The sequence below is a fragment of the Armatimonadota bacterium genome, from assembly GCA_037138755.1.
GTDB lineage: Bacteria > Armatimonadota > Fimbriimonadia > Fimbriimonadales > Fimbriimonadaceae > Fimbriimonas.
The window spans coordinates 1149679-1167516 of sequence record JBAXHT010000001.1 but is presented as its reverse complement, the minus strand read 5'-3'; the positions used below and the strand labels follow the sequence as shown (position 1 = coordinate 1167516).

The following is a 17838-nucleotide window of genomic DNA, read 5'->3' as shown; positions in this document are numbered from 1 at the left end:
TCACCTTCGCATGGCGGATAACACGATCAGTATTGTTCAGGCAATTGAGAACCAGAACATGCGCATGAGCGCTCTCAATGAGATTGCCAATATTGGTACGGGGCACGCCGCACGCGCCCTTGCTTCGGTCTGCGGACGAGACTTCCTGATTTCTGTTCCACAGGTTCGCCCGATCACATTTGACCGAGTTCACGAGCTGATCGATAACGTTGACGACACTCACGCTGTGATCTACATGGCAGTGGACGGCGACTTCAATGGACGCATGGCATTTTTCCTCGACTGGCCAAGTTGTCAAGCACTGTGGCAAATGCTAATCGGCTCCGCACCAGAGACTGCCGATGAGCTCACGGAACTTGAATGGAGCTCCGTCGTTGAAGTCGGAAACATCATCAACGGGTCATTCCTTTCCGCATTTACAGATTTCACCGGATTGTTTAGCAACGCTACGCCACCGATGCTTGCGGTCGATTCATTCGGTTCGATCCTTGGCTCGATTGCCGCCGAGGCATCGGAGCAGGCAGTTGCCCTGTTTATCGAAACTAAGCTCTGGGATGACCAAGAGGCTGTCAAGGGCAGCTTCCTGCTCATCCCGAGTCAAGAGTCGGTCGAACTACTATGGGATCGCCTCGGCTTAGGGATGGCCGCGTAACAGTGGAGACAAAGGATATTTTGATCGCCCGATTGGGCGAGATATATGTCGCGCGAAAGGCCCCGATGGTAGGTTGCCATGGCCTGGGTAGTTGCATCGGACTCATGGCATACGACCCACTAAGTTACGTTGGTGGAGTTGCACATGTCGTGCTGCCAGATAGCACTGGACGAAAGGACCTCGACCTTCCGGGGCGCTACATGGACTTGGCGATCCCTGCTTTGATCAAAGAGCTGATCAACGCCGGAGCGAATCGGAGTCGACTCAAGTTTGTCGCTGTAGGCGGCGCAAATGTCTTTAAGTTCGGCGCAGGAGCTGCTAGCTTGAATCTCAGCATTGGCGAGCGAAACATCCAAGCTCTGCACGAGAACCTGACCAAGCACAATGCCCGCCTTGAAGCCGATCTGATCGGCGGAACTCAGGCAACGTCCACGCAATTGTGCCTGGGGTCAGGGGAGGTATTCGTGGCATGTGGTTCTCGGGAGATGAACTTGCTACACAAGTTCGGGGAGGGTCAACATGTCCGCGCAGCTTAATCAATTACTACGGCAAACTACTGAGTTGCCATCGATGCCAGAAGTTGCATTTGAGGTCATGCGAGTCGCAGACTTGGCGGACTCGAGTGCGATTCACGTTGCGGCAACTTTGGCTCGAGATCCAAGTCTCTCCGTGAGAATTCTTCGGCTCGCTAACTCGGCCTTCTACGGAATGGCTCGCGAAGTGACATCCATTTCCGACGCGGTGGTTGTACTCGGAATGCGTACAGTCAAGAGTTTGTCGCTTGTGGCAGCAAGCTTTCCTTGGTTACACAAGGCCTTGAACGGCAAAGGCATCAGCCCTACCCTGCTTTGGAACCACTCACTGACCACCGCATACCTTGTGCGGTCGATGGCGACCAAGAAGGAAATGCAAGACGCCGAATTGCCGTTCTGCATCGGACTGTTGCACGATCTTGGCACGGTTGTCTTTGCAGTGTGGAAGGAGTGTCAATTCGAGTCCCTCGTCAACCGAGCCGAGAAGGAGCAACGCCCCTTGGATGAGATTGAACGCGAGGTTTATGGGTTTGACCATGCCGAAGTCGGAGCCGAACTCTGCGACGTGTGGAATCTGCCGAAGGTTTACGGGAGCGCGATCCGTTTTCATCACCAGCCGAGCTTGCCTGAATGTCCAGATCCGATTGCTGATTTGATCCACGTCGCTGACTTTATGGTTAGGGAGCGAGGCATCAACGAAGGGGCGTTTGGTCAGATCTATCAATTAGATCAAGAGGCGTTTGAGCGGGTCGGATTGACGATGGACGAACTTAACGAGATGCTTGATTGTGCAATCTCTCAGTGCGATGAGTTGCAAGGTGTCGAGAGGAGAGCAGCATGATCAAGGTCTTGGTTGTCGATGACTCAATCTTCATGCGCCGAGTGATTTGCGATGCTATCAACAAAGCCGGCGATATGGAGGTTGTGGGAACCGCGGCGAGTGGTGACGAAGTCCTTGCTAATGTTCGATTGCTGAAACCAGATGTCATTACGCTTGACATCGAAATGCCTAATAAGAACGGGTTGATTGCCCTGCAGGAAGTGATGCGGGAAGCCCCGACGCCGGTAGTCATGTGTTCGACGCTAACCGCCGTGGGCACAAAGGCAACGATGACTGCCCTTGAAATCGGTGCGATTGATTTCATTGCGAAGCCGACTCAAATCACCGCCGAGTCAATGGATCAGACCTTTAAGGAGTTGATCCCCAAGGTCCGCACCGCAGCACAGGCGAAGATGTCCAACCGGGCACCACTCGGTTCGGCACCGAAACTCAAGGCTGTTGAGTCGAACAAAGTCCTGCTGATTGCTTCCTCGACTGGCGGTCCAAAGGCGTTGATGACGCTGTTTGAAACGCTACCGAAGAGTATGCGAGTGCCATGTGTCATCGTTCAGCACATGCCTGTCGGGTTCACTAAGAGTCTGGCGCACCGGCTCGACGGGGCAGGTTCATTCAAGGTCCGCGAAGCCCAGGACGGAGACAAATTGGAACCGGGAGTCGCGCTGCTGGCGCAAGGCGGCATGCACTTGGAGTTTGCTTCAGAAAGCTCTCTCAAATTTAACGATGCTCCAGATCGGCTCGGCGTGAAGCCTTGCGCTGACTACCTGTTTGAATCTGGTGCAAAGTATTTGGGTGATCGGGCGCTCGGCGTGATCATGACCGGGATGGGACGGGATGGAACCGCCGGAGCCCAAGCAGTCAAGAAGGCGGGCGGCATGATTCTCGGAGAATCCGCCGAGACCTGCACCGTCTACGGGATGCCGCGCTCGGCTAAAGAAGCTGGAGCAGTAGACGGCGAGTTCCCTGCCCACGAGCTATACATGGCGATCGTGGCTGGACTACAGGGAGGAAGACGTGCAGCAGCCTAACGAAAAACAGTTTCAAGATTTCTACCGCCGCTTCAATGCGGTCGCAGGGATCAACTTCAACGACTACAAGCAAGATCAGTTGACCAGGCGAATGCTGATGTTGATCGATCAGCGCAAGCTCAAGAGCTTTGAAGAGCTTTGCGATTTAGTGCTCAAAGATCGAGAAGCAAGAGAATGGTTCCTGGATCGCCTGGCGATCAATGTCACCGAAGTGTTCCGCAATCCGGAACATTGGGTGCAACTGGAGCACTTCATGCGAACAGATTTGTTAAAAGCCGGAAAGCCGCTCAAGGTTTGGAGTGCCGGATGCTCGACGGGTGCGGAGGCTTACAGCCTTGCCTCGATCCTCGACGTTCATGCTCCCCGAAAGCCGCATCGCATTGTCTGCACGGACATCGATGCCGCGGCAATGCAACAAGCCCAGGAAGGGGTGTTGTTCGGCACAGAGTTTCGTGACGTTCCGAAGGAGTATCAAAAATACTTCAGCAAGACGCCACGGGGGGCCGCAGTCAGTGACGAGCTGAAGAAGTACATGACGTTTCAACGCCATAACCTTCTTGCCGACAGCTATGGCACGGGCTACGACCTTATTGTTTGTCGGAATGTTCTGATCTACTTTGTCGACGAGGCAAAAGAGCAGATTTTCCGACGATTCTACGGTGCGTTGCGACCTGGTGGATACCTCTTCATCGGGGGTAGCGAACGCATCTTCAATCCAAAGGAAATCGGCTACGAGTGTCCGAAACCGTATTTCTATCAGAAACCAAGCGAGGAGAAAAAATGGCTAAACGCATCTTAATCACAGACGACGCATTGTTCATGCGAGTCACTCTCAAGCGCATCCTATCGGATGCCGGATTTGAAGTCGTTGGAGAAGCAGCAAACGGAGTTGAGTCCGTTTCGCTTTACAACGATCTCAAACCAGACCTGGTCACCATGGACATCACCATGCCCGAGATGGACGGAATCGAGGCTCTGAAAGCCATCCGCGCTTCCGACCCAAACGCGACAATCGTGATGTGCTCTGCAATGGGCCAACAGAATTTAATGGTTGAAGCCCTTCAGGCGGGAGCTAAAGAGTTCATCGTCAAGCCCTTCCAGGCCGATAAGGTACTAGAAGTTATCAATCGACATGCTGCCTAGTAACAGCCGACCAAACAAAAGGAGTTATTGGGTTTTATGAAAGTTGAATTTGTTGCGCCGTTCGCCGAGGCGACCTCGGCAGTGGCAGAAATGATGATGGGTGCGAAGCCGACCAGAGGTCAGCTATCCGCAAAACCAGAGTTGTTTACTGCGCTGCCGGTGAACATTCTCTGCGGAGTGAATGGCGATCTTGAAGGCCTGGTCATGTACAGCATGTCCAAAGACACTGCGCTTGCGATTGCGAGCTTGATGATGGGTGCGCCATCACGAGTTTTCGATCAGCTGGTTGCTTCGGCAATCTCCGAGCTTGGAAACATGATTACGGGCAGTAGCTCATCGATCTTTGCGGGCCAAGGAGTGATTTGCAATATCACACCTCCCACGCTGGTTCGAGGAAACAGTATCCGAATCTCGACCTTTAACACGCCGACGCTGGTCATTCCTCTCATCTTTGAGGGAGTGGGACAGATCGAAGTGAACGTTAGCCTTCGAGAAACGAAAATCGCTCTCGCCGCTGCCTAAGTAAGAAAAATATCTCGGGCACTCGAGAATTTTTGGGTCCTACGCCTGCAACCGAATACGGTTGTGGGCGTAGGCTTGTCTATTAGACATGAGTGAACGCAAAGTTTTGACGGGAATCACCAAGGATGCATTCGTTTCGGATGCCGATAAATGGGCTTTGGACAAGCTCCAGAATCTTCCCTTGGTGCCGCAGCTGGTCTCAAAGTTTTATGAGATCGGAATCGATCGATGGCTGTACTGCTACAACATGAGCAGCTCGATCCGATGCGGACCAAACCAATATCCGACGCTGTACGAGATCATGCGAGAGTCGGCGAAGACTCTGGACATGCCGGAGCCGGAGCTTTATGTGTCGTCGAATCCGTTTCCGAACGCATTTGCTGGAGGAGTTGAACGGCCGTACATCTGTTTGCGATCTTCGATGATCGACACAATGAGCGATGAGGAATTGTTCTTCATCATGGGTCACGAACTTGGGCACATCAAAGCGAATCATGTCTTGTACTTCTCGATTGGCTGGCTGCTGTTCCCTTTGCTCGATATTTTGGGTCGAAGAACAATGGGAGCCACAGACGTGGCTACTTATGCACTAGTACTGGCTCTCTATGAGTGGTCTCGACAAGCCGAGTTCTCGGCGGATCGAGCTGGGCTGTTGGTGGCGCAGGATAAATCGATCGCGATCCAATCTCTGATTCGACTAGCAGCCGGACCGTCGCGATTGCATCATGAGTTGAACCAGGAAGCCTTTATGGATCAGGCGCGGGCGTACCAGGACGCAGATGCGCTCGACAAGCTTGGGAAGTTCGTGTTGTTCGCCACGATGGGCAAGACAATGACTCACCCGATGCCGGTGTTTCGCACTCAAGAACTTGAGAAATGGGTCTTGAGTGGCGAGTTTGATCGAATTGTTGGCGGAGATTACTCGCGAAAGTCAGCGTAGTTTGATAGAATTCGTTTAGATGAGCGAAGACGTGTTGTACTGGGTGCAAGGCTCCGAGTCGGAGCGAGGTCCTTTGTCGCTGACCGATCTCCATCTTGCGGCGCGGTTTGGGAACCTGAGTCCTAATAGCAGAGTTCGGCTTTCATCGGGTGAGTTCAGGCTCGCCAAAGAGCTTGCCGAGTTCGACTACCTCCCATCAACTTCAAGTCGTTTTCCGACGACTACAGAAGAGTTGGACCGGCGACGGGAGCTAGACATCACCAGAAGCATTATCGAATACATGATTACCTCATGGATTCTTTTGCTAGTCGGCGCGGTTTTCTTACCGCTGTTTGTGCTCCCGGCGAGCTTCGTATTTGGTTATCGCGCCCATGAGAGCGGAAGCAAGACGGCTTGGCTCCCAACTTCCATAGCACTCATTGCGTGGATCGTTGTTGCCATTCTCGCGATCAACAAGAGTTGGTCGACGAATCAATGGTAGATGCACCCTCGCAAAACTGCTCGGTATCTGGCAAACTAATGGGCAATGCCGCTTTCCGCGCTCGTCGTCCTGTTCGCCCTGCAACAATCTAAAGCACAACCTCGCCAAGTACTACCCCCAGGTTTGCTTGAATGGCAGGATCCGGAGGTCGTCGGCGTCAACAAGCTCCCGGCACGGGCAGAGGCAATTCCTTTTGCCGACGCTGCTTCGGCAATTACTTTGGATCGTTCTAAGTCACCGTTCTACAAATCTCTCAATGGTGATTGGAAATTTAACTGGGTAGGGCGTCCGGCGGATCGTCCGGTCGACTTCTACAAAACAGAGTTCGACGACTCGAAGTGGAAGAGTATCGAGGTTCCTTCGTGCTGGGAGCTGAAGGGCTACGGACAGCCGATTTATACAAACGTCCGCTACCCATATCCAGCTAACCCTCCGTTTGTTGACGAGAACTACAACCCGGTCGGCTCTTATAGAACGTCCTTTGAGTTGCCTGCGGGATGGGAAAATCGGCGCACGATTATTCGATTCGGCGGCGTCTATTCTGGGTACTTCCTTTGGGTCAACGGGCAAAAAGTTGGGTATAGCGAGGACTCGAAGACGACCTCCGAATTCGACCTAACGCCCTTCGTTAAACCCGGTAAGAACCAAGTTGCTGTTGAAGTCTATCGCTGGACGGACGGAAGCTACCTGGAAGACCAAGATATGTTTCGGTTTAGCGGCATCTTCCGAGATGTGGCTCTGTTGAGCACGCCAAAAACGCGATTGGAAAACTTCCGAACCGAAACGGTATTGAGTTCAGACTTCAAGCAAGGGACGCTCGAAGTCAAAACTGATGTTGAAGGTCCTGGCGGGTATCAGCTCGATGTGCGGCTGCTGGACAACTCCGGAAAGGAGGTCGGGAGTGGCAAGTCATCTGTTTATGGTCTCAGCGGCGGCCTCTCGAATCACCCTCCCGCGAGCCTGAAACTCGATAGTCCATTACTCTGGTCGGCCGAGCAACCGAACTTGTACACGGCAGTTCTCAACCTCCTAGACGAAAACGGCAAGGTGCGTGACGTTCGCTCATGCCGAGTCGGATTCCGCAGGATCGAATGGAAGAGCGGTATATTCACAATCAACGGTAAAGCTGTCAAGCTCCTCGGGGCAAACCGCCACGAGGCCGACCCCGATCGTGGTCGCGCAATTACCCGTGAGCGAATGATCGAGGACATCAAACTGTACAAGCAGTACAACCTCAACACGGTTCGCAATAGCCACTATCCCAACGACTCTTACTGGTACGAGCTTTGTGACCAGTACGGGCTGTACGTCGTGGATGAGGCCAATATTGAGAGCCACGGGATGGGTTATGACTGGAATCGATCGTTAGGCAATCAGCCGATTTGGCAAAAGGCCCACCTAGATCGAACTGAGCGCATGGTGACGTCAAACCGAAACCACCCGTCGATCATCATGTGGTCCTTGGGCAACGAGGCCGGTCCTGGAGTGAACTTTGATGCTACGGCAAAGTGGATTCACGACAACGACGTAACACGACCGGTTCACTACGAGCGATACAATGAGCCTTGCGACGTGGATTCCGTGATGTATCCCGGTGTGGACTACCTGGCTTTTGAAGGTGCAAAGAAATCTGCAAAACCGTTCTTCGTCTGCGAGTATGCCCATGCGATGGGCAACGCCGTCGGGAACCTTAAGGAGTACGTTGAGCAGTTCGATAAGTATCCGCGGCTCATGGGTGGCTGCATATGGGATTGGGTGGATCAGGGGCTTCACAAACCGACTCCGGACGGCACTGGTTGGTTTTACGCCTACGGCGGGGATTATGACGACTCTCCAAACGACGGTCCATTCTGTAACAACGGACTGATCTTGCCAGACCGGCAGGTGACACCGAAGCTCTGGGAAGTTCGGAAGATTTATCAGCGAGTCGCTTTCGAAGCATCCGATGCCGGCGAAGGCAAGTTCAAGGTGACCAACAAGTTTGCCTTTAACAACCTCTCAGATTACGACTGGAGCTACTCCGTCTCGGAAGACGGCGCGGTTGTCGCGAAGGGTGAATGGACGCCTCAGTCGATTGCTCCGGGCGAGACCAAAGCCTTGGCCCTACCAGTTGAGAAGTTTACGAAGAAGCCAGGTCGAGAGTATTTCCTTCGGGTCGATCTTCGGCTTCGTGCAGCAAATGTTTGGGGTGAAAAGGGGCATTCCGTTGCTTGGGAGCAGTTGCCCATCAGTAACGCGATGGTTACCCCGGTTGCTTCCGTTAGCAAGTTGCCCGCTTTGGGGATGTCCGAAGAGATCGCTGCTTACGCGTTCTCCGCTGGTGGAACCCGAATCGAATTTGATAAAGGTACAGGTCTCATGTCCTCGTTCCAAGTCGATAAGCGGGAGATGCTCAAACGCGGCCCTTGGCTGAATACGTTCCGAGCGTTTGCAGACAACGACACCTGGTTCCAAAAGTCCTACTGGGAGAGCGGTTTGGGCGGAATGGCGCACCGACCGGTGACAGTCTCAGCCCAAAGACTCTCCGCATCCGTGGCTCGGGTGAGCGTTGAGATGGATTGTCGAGGTTACAAGGGTCGCGGGTTCTTCCACAGAGCGGTCTACACAATTCTTGGCGACGGAACCGTGACGGTTGATAACCAGTTCGATCCGGTAGGAGATCTTCCGCAGCTTCCAAAGATCGGACTCGATCTAAGGCTGAATTCGGCTTTGCAGAACTTCACTTACCTGGGCCGAGGACCATGGGAAAGTTATCCCGATCGCAAGATGGGGCAGGATGTTGGTCTGTACTCCATGAAGGTCAGCGAGGCAGGAACGGAGTATGTTCGGCCTCAAGAGAACGGAAACCGCGAGGACGTCCGCTGGGCGGCTTTGACCGATGCTAGTGGCGTTGGACTGATGTTCCAGGCTTGGGACAAACTCTCGGTCACCGTCTCAAACAAGGACCCCCGTGACGTAGACGCTTCGCGGCACGAGAATGGCGAGCCCGCCAAGTTCATTCCGATCGTCCCGAGAGACGAAACCATCGTCTCCCTGGATGCTCAGCAAATGGGTCTCGGAGGAGCTTCTTGTGGCCCTTCGCCGCTCCAGCAGTATCTCTGCAAACCAGGCGCCCGGACGTGGCGAGTTGTCATCAAGCCAGTTCGGAAGAGTGACTTTACGGCTGGTCGAACCATTGCTCCGGTTGCCCCAATGCCTCAAGTCTCGCGGGGTGAAGATGGCATCGTGACGGTCGTCGCGACAGATTCCCGAGCCGGTGTCGTGCGGGTCACGGAAGCCGGATTGCAACCCACGATGGCGACCTTTGAATACGCCGGTGGCGGCACACTTCGGCTTGCTCAAAGGATTGCCGACTGGATCGACTCGCCCGAAGTCGTCAAGGAGTTCCCACGCATCAACCCTGTCTTCCGAATTCCCCAAAGTCAGATCAGAGTTCTGAGTTTCGACTCTGAGGAACAAGGCGAAGGCAACATTGAGCACGCCTTTGATGGCGATCCGACCACCTTCTGGCACACTGTTTATTCAGGCGGAGTTGCGCAACATCCGCACTTTGTCCTCGTGGACCTCGGAGCCGAGGTTGAGCTGAGTGGGTTTGATTACCTACCCCGGCAGGATCAAGCGAACGGTCGGATTGGTAAGTATGAGATTCGGGTCGGGTTGAGTCAGGACCAGCTTGTGAAAGTGAAGGAAGGCAGCTTCCCGAACAACGCAGCGCTTCAACGGGTGATGATCGGTGCCCCGATCAAGACGAGGTTCGTTGAATTCCGAGCCGTGGAAGAGGTTCGCAAGCAAGAGTGGACGAGCATAGCAGAGCTGAATTTCCTAGTTGGAAAACCCAAATAGGTAGACAAAAGGATTCTATAATAAGCAGTGGCGAACGAGAATCTTGACCCAAACCGACAGCCCGGAGACGGGGACGAACTATCGCTTCGTCCCCGTTTTTTGCGTGAGTTTATCGGACAAGAGGCCCTGAAGGACAACCTTGGAGTTTTTCTGCAGGCGGCAAAGCAGCGAGGTGAGCCGGTGGATCACGTGCTGTTGTACGGCCCTCCAGGACTGGGGAAGACCACCCTTGCGCACATCATTGCCAACGAAATGGGGGCGATTGTGCACGTCACCAGCGGACCCGCGATTGACAAGCCCGGTGATCTGGTCGGGATTCTGACTAACCTTGAAGAAGGCGCGATCCTGTTCATTGACGAAATCCATCGGCTTTCGAGGACTGTTGAGGAGTATCTTTACCCAGCGATGGAGGACCGGAAGGTCGATATCATGATCGGCTCAGGCCCAGCGGCCCGATCGGTTCGCATGGAAGTTCCGGCGTTCACGGTTGTGGGCGCAACCACGCGGCAAGGGCTACTGACGGGCCCTCTCAGGGACCGATTCGGAATCATTTCTCACTTTCGGTATTACGAGCAGGATGCGTTGTACGAGATAGTACGCCGCTCGGCGGGGATCCTCGGCTACGAAATTGCTCCGGACGGAGCCGAAGAAATTGCTCGCCGCTCGAGAGGGACGCCTCGCATCGCCAACCGCTTGTTGAGACGTGTGAGGGACTTCGCTCAGGTGGATGGGCACCCATCCATTGGCCAAGGGATCGTCCAAAAGGCCGCGAGAGCGCTGGAAATTGATGATCTCGGGCTTGATCGCATTGACCGAACCCTGTTGCAGCTCATCATCGAGAGGCACCGAGGCGGGCCGGTCGGAATCGAAACATTGGCGGCCAGCACGGGTGAAGATTCACAGACCATTGAGGACGTATACGAGCCTTATCTTCTCCAGATCGGGATGCTCCAGCGAACGCCTCGCGGACGCTGCGTGACGGACTTAGCTTACAAGCATCTCGGGTTGGTTCCGCCCAAGCCGTCGGAGGGGGAATAGCCATCGTGATCGTCGGTCTCCTGGGTCTGGTCCTTTGCGCTTTGGCGCTTTGGGACGGCTTTGAGACCATGATTCTCACCCGTACGGTCACGCGGTCATGGCGAATCACGAGGCTCTATTACTTTCAGACCCGGCCCCTCTACTTCCGAATCGTCCGCGCCGTGCCAAGCAAGAAGCTTCAGAACTCCTTGCTAATGATCTACGCGCCGCTCTCGCTGTTGGGGCTGATCATCCTTTGGGGAGTTCTTTTGGTAATCGGCTTCGCGATGGCGAATACCGGCTTCCAGATTGCTCATCGAGAAGGCGTCTTCACCTTTGCAGATTCGCTCTACTACTCCGGCGTTACGTTTTTGACGCTGGGCTACGGCGATCTTGCCCCAACTTCCGACTTTGGGCGGTTACTTGCCGTCATCGAAGCGGGAACGGGATTTGTATTCCTAGCAAGCGTCATCGGCTATCTTCCTGTCATCTACGGCTCCATCCAGCGGCGCGAAATCCTCATCACGCTGCTCGATAGCAAAGCAAGCTCTGATCCAACTGGGTTTGAGCTGATTCGGCGACATGCCAAAGGTGGAGCCCTTTCGCTTCTGCCCGGACTGCTTGAAAAGTACGAGCAGTGGGGTTCGGAGCTTCTGGAGGCGGCACTTTCCTATCCGATTGTTGCGTTCTATCGCTCGCAGCACGACGACCAGAACTGGCTCCGCACCTCGACAGCAATTATGGACGCATGCGCCCTGATCATTTCCAACACAGAGGCTGATTCTCCTGAGTGCAAAGTTCTGCGGTTTCAGGCAAAGGCGACGTTTGCATCGCTAAGACACATGATTGTGGATACTGCGTACATCTTCAATATGCCCCCTACGACGGGATGGCGCAACCGGCTTGACCAGCACGATTTCGACTGGATGATGGATGAACTAGAAACGGTCGACTTCCCTCTGAACCGAGATTTTGAAGCTCTCCAGAAGCTGCGCGAACTGTACGAGCCCTACGTGATGACCATTAGCGAGGTGTTGATGTTCCCAATCTCGCCGTGGCGGCGACGAAAGATTGAGCTAGACAACTGGCAAACAGCAGCTTGGGACGACGGAGAGCACATGCGACCCGATGCATCCACCACGGAGTCGGGCTAAAAGAGGTCTTTGCCAATCAGCAGGAGCATGAAAAGTGCTCCGCTGTTGTTCATCGCGTGCATGATGATGTTCGGCACTAGCGACTTGGTTTGGTAGCTGACGAAGCACATTCCAAGGGCAAGCGTCATGAGCAAAGGAATTCCTGCGGGACCCTGTGGGTGGATCGCAGCAAAAACGAAGCTGGAAATCACTGCCCCCCACACGGGACTCTTCGTGATCGCAGATAGCGCAGGAAACAGCAACCCACGGAACATGATCTCCTCCCAAATGGGAGCGATCACCGACGCCATCACAAACAGGCCCAATGCCTGGATGCCATTCGCATTGAGCACTTCTTCGCCGACCGGATGAGCATTTCCTGGCAGAACTTTGGCAAGGGCACTAACGACAAACAAGGCCACGAGGAGGATTGGGAGCAGGGCAAGGTATGCGCCGATTCCCCAGAGAATCCGCTTTCCGAAACCATTCGTGCTGATCCCAAGCGAGGTCAAAGTGAAGCGGTGCCCCATCATCGAAACCTGGCTGATCAGACCGATGGATACCAGAATTCCGACGAATGGAAGTACCTGTTGAACGGCAGGGATCCCGCTTAGCCATTTGGCCGCAACCAGACCTAAGCCTAGATACGAGCACATGATGATTGCGGCTCCCAGAGCGAGCCGGTCGGCCACTGGCAGGGAGACCCCCTGTTGGGGCATCCCCATGGGCTTCATCGCACCCGCCGCGCGCTGAGTGGTGAACATGCCCAGCAGGACAACTCCGGCCAGGAAGCCCGTACAACCGATCATTCCCGCAATCCCAAAGCGGATCGCAGGTTCAGCCGGGAATGACTTACCTCGAATCTCTTTGTCTCCAAACTTTTCCTTGAATTGGACCAGGGCTAGCTTCTCTCCAAGGTCTTTCCCATCGAGTTTGACAAGCAGAGGCTCGGCTTCAGCCTTCTTTATTTCCTTCGTTTCGTAGAGCTTCGCGAAGATCTGGTTTTGCTCATCCTGGGAAGCTGCCAGATTCTTTAGATCGTCGCCAAACGGAGCTTTATCATCTTCCGTTCGAAGTGCCACCCGGAGTTTCTGAGCGTCAGCCGACTTCTTCGCGGCGTTCTTAAGGTCGTCAATGTAAGGCGTGAATACGTCCGTCTTTGGAGCATTTTTCCCTTGAAGTGCCTTCAGCCCCAACATCATCTCGACCATCTTGGTCTGAGCCTTATCGGTGTCCTTTCCGCTGAGGATTCGTTTTCCGGACGCCGCAACAAAACTGTTTCCGATTAGTGCCGCAAAAATCACAGCCAGCAATGCCCATCCGAGCCAGACTCGCGGAAGTTCCGCACCGGGTTTCTTCACTTCCGCGACCGGGGGAAGTTCGAACTGAATGGGGGGGAGGTCTGACATAGCGCGATCAGTTACAGAATACCTAGGCCTACTTGACGTTCCTAAGTACGGGTTTGAGCAATCACGCGTTGCTCAAACCTAAGCGAGATCTCGGTCGACCTATAACCCTGGAGCGGCGTCGATTGTGTAGATTGCCTGGGTCGTGTGGATCGCAATGCCATTAGTGCCAAATCGGTGCAGCCCTCGCACCTCGCCTTGAATCCCCTTGGCCGTGACTGCGTCCGTAAATGTCCAGGTGTTTGTATCGACTGCCCGAATCCTTGACACGAAGCCATCCTGGCCAAGGAATAGGAACCAGACAAGATTGTTGGTAGTGTCCGTAGTGACAAAGCTGGCCCGGCTATTCACAACCGAGCTCTCTTCGTAGTCGAGTTGCGCGCTTCTCGAAAGCGTTGAGCCGTCGAAAACGGTGCCGTTATTCGTAACGCCCTTCCCGTCTTTAGTGATCAAACTAGTCATTCCAAAGCCTGGCAGAACCTCGTTCTGAACTGCGGCTAGAACGCAACCATTCGAGCTGACGGTCGCCTTTGCCGTCGGGAAGGCGGTGGTCTCACCACTCGCACCAATGAGGGTTGAAGAGTCAAGATAGGCGGTGCGACTCATATCGCTGTACGAACCAGTGATGTAATTCGGCAGGACAGCTCCGTCTCGTATGATCACTGGTCCCCAATTGGCCGTCGATTGAGTCCCCTTGACGGTAACAGCTACTTCATTTCCGTTGACTGGATTTACGGCAATCGAAGTCGGGTTGCCGCTACCCTCAAGCGCAACGTTGATTGGCGAGCCGACTGCCCCAGTGGCTAGGGAGATCCTCGTCACGCTATTCGTATTCGGCACACTCACATAAGCTGCCGTCCCATCTCCGCTCACTGTGAGCAAACTTGCCTCGCCGCCAATGTTAACGGTGGTACCGAGGACTCCGCTGGTTGGATTGATCGAAGTAAATCCGTTTGCATTGGGACCAGTGGCATTAAACGTCGCCCAAAACTGGTTTCGAGTCCAATCGTAAGCAATTGCAGAAGCCTGTACGTCCAGAGTTCGAACTGAGGCGAGCCGAGGCGAGATTCGCACGTTTGTTTCAGCGCGAAAACCGTCGAGCACGAATGCAACTCGACCTTCGCCTTCTGCCAAGCCGAGAATGTTGGGTCCCTGCGCCGAAACGAGCGAGGCGCCTGAAACGACGCTGGAGGAAATTCTTGGAGCAATCTGGGCTTGGTTCAGGGCGATGAAGTTCCCACTGCCCGTTCGCCCAATCAAAATCACCTTGGACGTTGCATTCACTGTCGTCCCGACTTCTCCCGAAGGATCCGATCCGAACGCGACTAATTCGGTAATCGTTCCTTCGCTGGCAACGCTCCCAAGCGGGTTGCCTTCCGAATCTCGCAAGCTTCCGTCGTTGAGGACACGCCCTGCGATGACGGCAGTCGCAACAGTGTCTCCAGTCGCTCCCGTGCCTGAAAGGAACTGAACTTCGATTGAAACTGGACCCGTCACCTTAACATCGGTACCGGAATAGGTTCTCGTCTGAGCAGATGTTCCAGCGGGTCGATCCACTACCCAACTCGAGACCGCTCCACCTTCCGCGGACGGGGTGACCCTAATTCGAGCGGAGAGCGCAAACTTGGAGGCCTGGAACCCCCTAGAGATGTCTGGCCAATCAATTGTCGCTTTGGGAAGGATTCCGGTCAGGTTTTCACCGGCACCAGAGGATCCTCCGCAGCCACCAAGGATAGCAAGAATCAGGCATGTTACTCCCAAACGAACAAGCGTACGCATGTCCTTATTCTATCACTCTAATCTTCGTCTTCAACATTCATTCCCGGCCTTTCTCCCGGACGACCAGGGTACGGACGGGAGCCTTTGGTGTAGGAGAACCAGTTGATTCGATTGACCCAATAAGGATCGGCTTTGTCCATACTCGACCAGTCAAGAGACATGGTCTTCGCGTACCAATACTTCTCCTCTTCGTTCATCGGCTTCTTGCGACCAGGATTGGCTTCGTCCAGAGGAACGTTGTTAGGAACCTTGTAAAAAGGGGTTAGGTCGGGTTCGTTGGTGAAGCACTCGGTTGCTGGACGAGCAATTGCGTCGAACTTAGTGAGCGGACCGAAGCCGAGCATCATCTGCATCGTCTTATGGAGCGAAACCTGGGTGAGGAATTCGCTGGATACAAATCCTCGCTTCGTATACGCAGAGATGATTTGAGTTGGAACCCGGTGTCCATCGACGTGATCCGGCCCCGACTGCGAGTCGTCCTCGGTCACGATAATTGCCGTATCCTTCCAGTACTTGCTCTTACTCACCATCTCGACCAGGCGGCCGAGGGCTAAGTCGTTGTCAGCTTGCATCGCTCGTGGGGTTGGGTAGGCCGGGTTAGTGCCTTCGCCGTGATCGCATGGAAGCGTCATCACCATGAGGTTGGGGAGCGAGTCGTTCTGTTCGAACTTGCGGAACTCCTTCTCGAAGGTGTCGACCCGGCTCTGGTCACTTTGCTCAAGCGGCCAATAGTGATAACCAGGAGCAAGTAGCGGCTTGAGGGAAGGAATTTCGGTGGTCGGTATGAACTCGAACATGTTTCGACCACTCTGGCGGTCCTCCCACGCCTCGAACCAGTCTTTCGGTTTGCGCGGCTTATAGATCGGGTTCTCGTCGTCGGCCCATTCTCCATACACACGAACCGAGAGACCCTTCTTGAGAGCTGCATCCCAGATTCGATCTCCCGAGTTGAGGGCTAGTGCATCCGTTCCGTCGTCGGGGTAGGTTCGGGAATACCCGACATAGAAGTGCTCCAGGTACTCGTTCGCCATGGCTTGGGTACACCACTGGTGGCCATCGGCGGAATTCGTCCCACTGGTGTAGGAGTTATCAAGAAGCGTGAATTCTCGGGCGAGTTTTCGCTGGTTCGGAACGACTTTTTCACCCAAAATGCACAACGATGGGTCACCGTTTGCTTGCTTCATATCGCCGAAGAGCATGTCGTACGTTTGGTTCTCCTTGATAACGTAGATCACATGCTTGATCGCGCCTTGGTAGACCTTCAGGTTCGGCCTTTGGGTGCTTAGCGGGTCGTTCCAAGAGTTGAGGCTGGCGACTCGGGTTGTTTCGTCCTTAAGATTCGCGGCTGGGTCGATGACGGAGACAGTTCCTTGGAAGTCGTGAGTGTTTCGGAGTTTAGATCCCTTGTCCGAGTTCCGCACCGAACCATTGCCTTTGGTGTTAAGAGCAACGAGCTTTCCTCGATGCATTCGAACCGAGGTCGGGTAAAAGCCGGCAGGTCGGAAACCCTGTACTTTGCCACTGTTTACATCTATTTGACAGATAGCGTTGTCACCTCCGTCCGCTACGTACAGGGTCTTTCCTTCCAGATGCAGAGCATTTGGCATGGAGCCGATGAGTTTGTAGTTGCCGGTCTGGATGCGCCAGCTTGCAACCTTCTGCGCTTTGTCTAGATCAATCACATCGATTGAATCGCTCATTGCGCAGGCAACGTAGGCCCGGTTTCCATCGACTTCGATCTCAGTTGGGTGAAATCCTGTTTGGATGTGGGTCGTGACCCCGGTTCGGAAGTTAATCAACGAAACTGTTCCGGTTGCCGTCGAACCTTGTTTTGTGATCTTGAGTCGCTTTGAACCGCTCGCCATGGTGTCATCACCCTGCTTCGGTGGCTCGCCGCCCCAGTTAGAAACGAGGAGCTGCTTTTCGTCAAGCGAGAGCTTGCATCCGAAGGGGACCATTTGAGCACCGTGAAACGCGATTCGCTTGTTTGTTTTCAGGTCTACTTCAGTGACACCGCCGAAGTCGGCGCAGGCGACGAAGAGTCGGTTTCCGGCCCGGTTAATGCACATCCCGCCGGGAACTGGATTACCCTTCTGGGACTCACCGACGAGTGAAATCTTTTCCCCGAGATCGAGCTTCGAGCCGTCAAAGCGAAACTCCTGGATATGCCCAGCTTCTGTAGAAACATAGAGCCTGGATCCATCGGGGGTCCAGGCCATTCCGTGAAATCCTGCATCTGAGCCAAGAGCGACTTCGCTTCCGGCGATTTGTCCTGCAGCCGTCATTAGCGACACGCGACTTTTTTGCATCACCGCGATGACATCATGTTTGGGATTTGGAGCGAGGTCGCTAAGGCGCTGATCAAACTTCACTGCACCAGGCAAGAGGCGCTGCCCAGTTGATACGACGTACCCACCCTCAGGCTGAATTCCGACCTTTACAACCTTGGCCGATTGGGACAAACCAAAACCAAGTCCAAACACAGCGACGCCTAAGGCACCGACCACCAATCCCTTCATGCCG

The 17838-nt window shown here is 54.2% G+C and carries 15 protein-coding genes; 12 read left to right on the top strand and 3 right to left on the bottom strand.

Features of this window, described 5'->3' with window-relative positions:
• Window positions 1–10 precede the first annotated feature (10 nt).
• The 12 genes from WCK51_05580 (at window position 11) to WCK51_05525 (ending at window position 12151) form a co-directional block, all read left to right on the top strand.
• Window positions 11–652 carry a chemotaxis protein CheC gene (locus tag WCK51_05580; protein MEI7576343.1) on the top strand — a complete coding sequence of 214 codons (642 nt, stop codon included), beginning with the start codon at window positions 11–13 and terminating at the stop codon, window positions 650–652.
• Window positions 653–756: 104 nt separating this feature from the next.
• Window positions 757–1188 (top strand): chemotaxis protein CheD, encoded by a 432-nt coding sequence (locus WCK51_05575; protein MEI7576342.1) that lies wholly within the window; start codon window positions 757–759, stop codon window positions 1186–1188.
• A gap of 34 nt (window positions 1189–1222) precedes the next feature.
• Complete coding sequence (locus tag WCK51_05570) at window positions 1223–2026, top strand: HDOD domain-containing protein (GenBank protein ID MEI7576341.1); 804 nt, start codon at window positions 1223–1225, stop codon at window positions 2024–2026.
• A complete protein-coding gene (locus WCK51_05565) occupies window positions 2023–3051 on the top strand; it encodes a chemotaxis response regulator protein-glutamate methylesterase (GenBank protein MEI7576340.1) in 1029 nt (342 codons plus the stop codon). The genes WCK51_05570 and WCK51_05565 overlap by 4 nt, the downstream gene beginning before the upstream one ends.
• On the top strand, window positions 3038–3850 hold the full coding sequence (locus WCK51_05560) for a protein-glutamate O-methyltransferase CheR (protein MEI7576339.1): 813 nt from the start codon (window positions 3038–3040) through the stop codon (window positions 3848–3850). The genes WCK51_05565 and WCK51_05560 overlap by 14 nt, the downstream gene beginning before the upstream one ends.
• The gene (locus WCK51_05555) at window positions 3832–4194 is read left to right on the top strand and encodes a response regulator (GenBank protein ID MEI7576338.1); all 363 of its coding nucleotides are present in this window, start codon (window positions 3832–3834) and stop codon (window positions 4192–4194) included. The genes WCK51_05560 and WCK51_05555 overlap by 19 nt, the downstream gene beginning before the upstream one ends.
• Before the next feature lie 36 nt (window positions 4195–4230).
• Window positions 4231–4716 carry a chemotaxis protein CheX gene (locus WCK51_05550; GenBank protein ID MEI7576337.1) on the top strand — a complete coding sequence of 162 codons (486 nt, stop codon included), beginning with the start codon at window positions 4231–4233 and terminating at the stop codon, window positions 4714–4716.
• 88 nt (window positions 4717–4804) lie between these two features.
• A complete protein-coding gene (locus tag WCK51_05545) occupies window positions 4805–5656 on the top strand; it encodes a M48 family metallopeptidase (GenBank protein MEI7576336.1) in 852 nt (283 codons plus the stop codon).
• A gap of 19 nt (window positions 5657–5675) precedes the next feature.
• Window positions 5676–6137, top strand: a complete 462-nt coding sequence (locus tag WCK51_05540) for a hypothetical protein (protein MEI7576335.1) — start codon at window positions 5676–5678, stop codon at window positions 6135–6137.
• A gap of 45 nt (window positions 6138–6182) precedes the next feature.
• Window positions 6183–9980, top strand: coding sequence for a glycoside hydrolase family 2 TIM barrel-domain containing protein (locus WCK51_05535; protein MEI7576334.1), 3798 nt, complete (start codon window positions 6183–6185; stop codon window positions 9978–9980).
• 27 nt (window positions 9981–10007) lie between these two features.
• Window positions 10008–11018, top strand: a complete 1011-nt coding sequence (gene ruvB, locus WCK51_05530; protein MEI7576333.1) for a Holliday junction branch migration DNA helicase RuvB — start codon at window positions 10008–10010, stop codon at window positions 11016–11018.
• Between the two features lie 5 nt (window positions 11019–11023).
• Window positions 11024–12151, top strand: coding sequence for a potassium channel family protein (locus tag WCK51_05525; protein MEI7576332.1), 1128 nt, complete (start codon window positions 11024–11026; stop codon window positions 12149–12151).
• Here WCK51_05525 and WCK51_05520 read toward each other — a convergent pair.
• From WCK51_05520 to WCK51_05510, 3 genes are all read right to left on the bottom strand, one after another.
• Window positions 12148–13539, bottom strand: a complete 1392-nt coding sequence (locus WCK51_05520) for a type II CAAX endopeptidase family protein (protein ID MEI7576331.1) — start codon at window positions 13537–13539, stop codon at window positions 12148–12150. The two genes, WCK51_05525 and WCK51_05520, sit on opposite strands and share 4 nt — an antisense overlap.
• A gap of 99 nt (window positions 13540–13638) precedes the next feature.
• The gene (locus WCK51_05515; GenBank protein ID MEI7576330.1) at window positions 13639–15315 is read right to left on the bottom strand and encodes a hypothetical protein; all 1677 of its coding nucleotides are present in this window, start codon (window positions 15313–15315) and stop codon (window positions 13639–13641) included.
• Between the two features lie 17 nt (window positions 15316–15332).
• Window positions 15333–17834 carry a bifunctional YncE family protein/alkaline phosphatase family protein gene (locus WCK51_05510; protein MEI7576329.1) on the bottom strand — a complete coding sequence of 834 codons (2502 nt, stop codon included), beginning with the start codon at window positions 17832–17834 and terminating at the stop codon, window positions 15333–15335.
• Window positions 17835–17838 lie beyond the last annotated feature (4 nt).

Excerpts from the sequence above, each read along its gene's own strand:
- WCK51_05515 (MEI7576330.1), bottom strand. The coding sequence starts at position 15,315 with ATGCGTACGCTTGTTCGTTTGGGAGTAACATGCCTGATTCTTGCTATC.
- WCK51_05555 (MEI7576338.1), top strand. The coding sequence starts at position 3,832 with ATGGCTAAACGCATCTTAATCACAGACGACGCATTGTTCATGCGAGTC.
- WCK51_05570 (MEI7576341.1), top strand. The coding sequence starts at position 1,223 with ATGCCAGAAGTTGCATTTGAGGTCATGCGAGTCGCAGACTTGGCGGAC.
- WCK51_05535 (MEI7576334.1), top strand. The coding sequence starts at position 6,183 with ATGCCGCTTTCCGCGCTCGTCGTCCTGTTCGCCCTGCAACAATCTAAA.
- WCK51_05520 (MEI7576331.1), bottom strand. The coding sequence starts at position 13,539 with ATGTCAGACCTCCCCCCCATTCAGTTCGAACTTCCCCCGGTCGCGGAA.
- WCK51_05510 (MEI7576329.1), bottom strand. The coding sequence starts at position 17,834 with ATGAAGGGATTGGTGGTCGGTGCCTTAGGCGTCGCTGTGTTTGGACTT.
- WCK51_05580 (MEI7576343.1), top strand. The coding sequence starts at position 11 with ATGGCGGATAACACGATCAGTATTGTTCAGGCAATTGAGAACCAGAAC.
- WCK51_05550 (MEI7576337.1), top strand. The coding sequence starts at position 4,231 with ATGAAAGTTGAATTTGTTGCGCCGTTCGCCGAGGCGACCTCGGCAGTG.
- WCK51_05575 (MEI7576342.1), top strand. The coding sequence starts at position 757 with ATGGCATACGACCCACTAAGTTACGTTGGTGGAGTTGCACATGTCGTG.
- WCK51_05545 (MEI7576336.1), top strand. The coding sequence starts at position 4,805 with ATGAGTGAACGCAAAGTTTTGACGGGAATCACCAAGGATGCATTCGTT.
- WCK51_05565 (MEI7576340.1), top strand. The coding sequence starts at position 2,023 with ATGATCAAGGTCTTGGTTGTCGATGACTCAATCTTCATGCGCCGAGTG.
- WCK51_05540 (MEI7576335.1), top strand. The coding sequence starts at position 5,676 with ATGAGCGAAGACGTGTTGTACTGGGTGCAAGGCTCCGAGTCGGAGCGA.